Origin of the sequence: Gilliamella sp. Fer4-1 (genome assembly GCF_001690515.1) — a bacterium.
Lineage (GTDB): Bacteria > Pseudomonadota > Gammaproteobacteria > Enterobacterales > Orbaceae > Gilliamella > Gilliamella apicola_C.
In genome coordinates, this window is record NZ_LZGZ01000218.1 from 1 (window position 1) to 1,930 (window position 1,930).

2 protein-coding genes are annotated in these 1,930 nt (G+C 31.0%); both read left to right on the top strand.

Annotated features, from left to right (window positions below; genetic code table 11):
* Window positions 1-340 (top strand): integrase core domain-containing protein (locus A9G30_RS07890; protein WP_141672041.1); only part of this gene is annotated, 340 nt, incomplete at its 5' end.
* A gap of 886 nt (window positions 341-1,226) precedes the next feature.
* Window positions 1,227-1,928: a thioesterase II family protein gene (locus A9G30_RS07895; RefSeq protein WP_065588598.1), complete on the top strand. Its 702-nt coding sequence runs from the start codon at window positions 1,227-1,229 to the stop codon at window positions 1,926-1,928.
* Window positions 1,929-1,930: the final 2 nt, after the last annotated feature.

Here is a 1,930-nt window from a genome sequence, read left to right on the forward strand (position 1 = left end):
CCGTTACTTAGATAAACTGGCCGAATATCATGGGTATCCATTAAAAATACGGGTCGATAATGGGCCAGAATTTACAGGAAAAACCTTTACCAACTGGGCTAAATCACATGATATAACCATTGATTATATCCAGCCCGGTAGCCCTTATCAAAATGGCTATATTGAACGATTTAATCGTACCTATCGTACTGAAGTACTCGATTTATATCTTTTTAACAACTTAGCACAAGCAAGGAGAATAACTGAAGAATGGTTAACGATTTATAACACCGAAAGACCGCATGAGGCATTAAATAACATGACACCGATTGAGTATAAAACACTAAAACAAGCAGCATGATTTTCTACGTGAGTTATGTACTAAGTTTGGGGTATTTACAAAATAATTGTATCTTGTTGTTTGATATGTTAAAAGTTAATAAAGTCTATTAAAAGAAAGGGAAATTTGCGAGATATCAAAATAGATTGGTAAAATTCAATAATAACTATTTTGGGTTTTATTTAAATTGATTTGATAATTCTGAAAGAAATCTGCGGTAATAACATTAACGATTATTGAAAAAAGGATCTGTCTTTATTATCAGGTAGCAACTTGTTGAAGATATCAAAGTTAGTAACGGGGGGATGTCCGTCAGCATCAATATTACTAGAATAAACACAATTTTACCACGCTATATTGAGCGATTTTTTCCTGAAAATTAATTAAATGCATACTTGCGTTAAATGGGATAGACTGAAAGCGGTTTAATTTCTTTCAAAACCTGACAGACTATTCGAACTAAAAACATATCAATAGTAAGCCAAAATTCTTTAACAATACTATAATTTACTGATTTATCAATAAACTGATTTGCAGGGTATGTATACTTTCTTGTTTATCCATGAATAATCAATGCTAAACTTAATATTACTTAGTTGAATTGGTACGCCAAATGAAAAAACTAACAATGCCAAGGTAATTATTCAAAAAATGCCCTGCATTTTTATCCGCTAAGAATATTATCATATAATCCAAAAATAACAAAAAGCGCTAATAATAATCAGGGTCTTCAGCCTTTATGTATTCGATTTAAGGTGTGGACATACCAGTGCAAATGTATTTGATCTTTTATCCCAAAAAGATACAATGTTAGACATATATAGAATTATATTAAATTTACCGTAGCTAGCTTCATTGATTTTATAATAACCATACGAATACTATGTGCAAATTATAAGGAAGGAATATGCTCAAAGCAAAACCGACTATATTTTTATTTCCTTTCGCTGGTGGTAATTCATCATCTTATAGTGTGATTTCTAACCAGCTTAGTTGTACATATACTGTGGTCGCAACTGAGTTGCCTGGTAGGGGAAGTTTATCTCGATACAAACCTCTTGAGGATATAGATAGTTTAGTTGATTATTTGTTTAACACTGTGATTAAACCAAAAATAACAGATGAAAAATATTTTCTCTATGGACATAGTATGGGTGGATTAATAGCTTATTTATTAGCTTACAAAATAAGTGCAACTTCTATCCAATTACCCAAACATATTATCATATCAGGGAAAAGCCATCCATCGTGTAAAACCAAAAGCCCCCTTGCTAATTTAGATTCTGATATTTTTTGGCAAGAAATCACAAAAATGGGCGGGACGCCTAATAATTTACTTTTGCATCAACAATTAAAAGATTATTTCGAGCCTATTCTAAGACAAGATTTTAAACTTATTGAAAAATATAACTTTATTAAACCACAAAAACGGCTGAAAGTACCAATGACTATTATGTATGGAGAGCAGGATAATATGAGTTTAGAATCAATTTATCGCTGGCAGGAAGAAAATGAAGAAAAAATTAATTTTATTGGTATGAGAGGTTCTCATTTTTTCATCTTTGAAAATGTTAAAAGGGTTACTGATTATTTAATTTCTATAGCATAGAG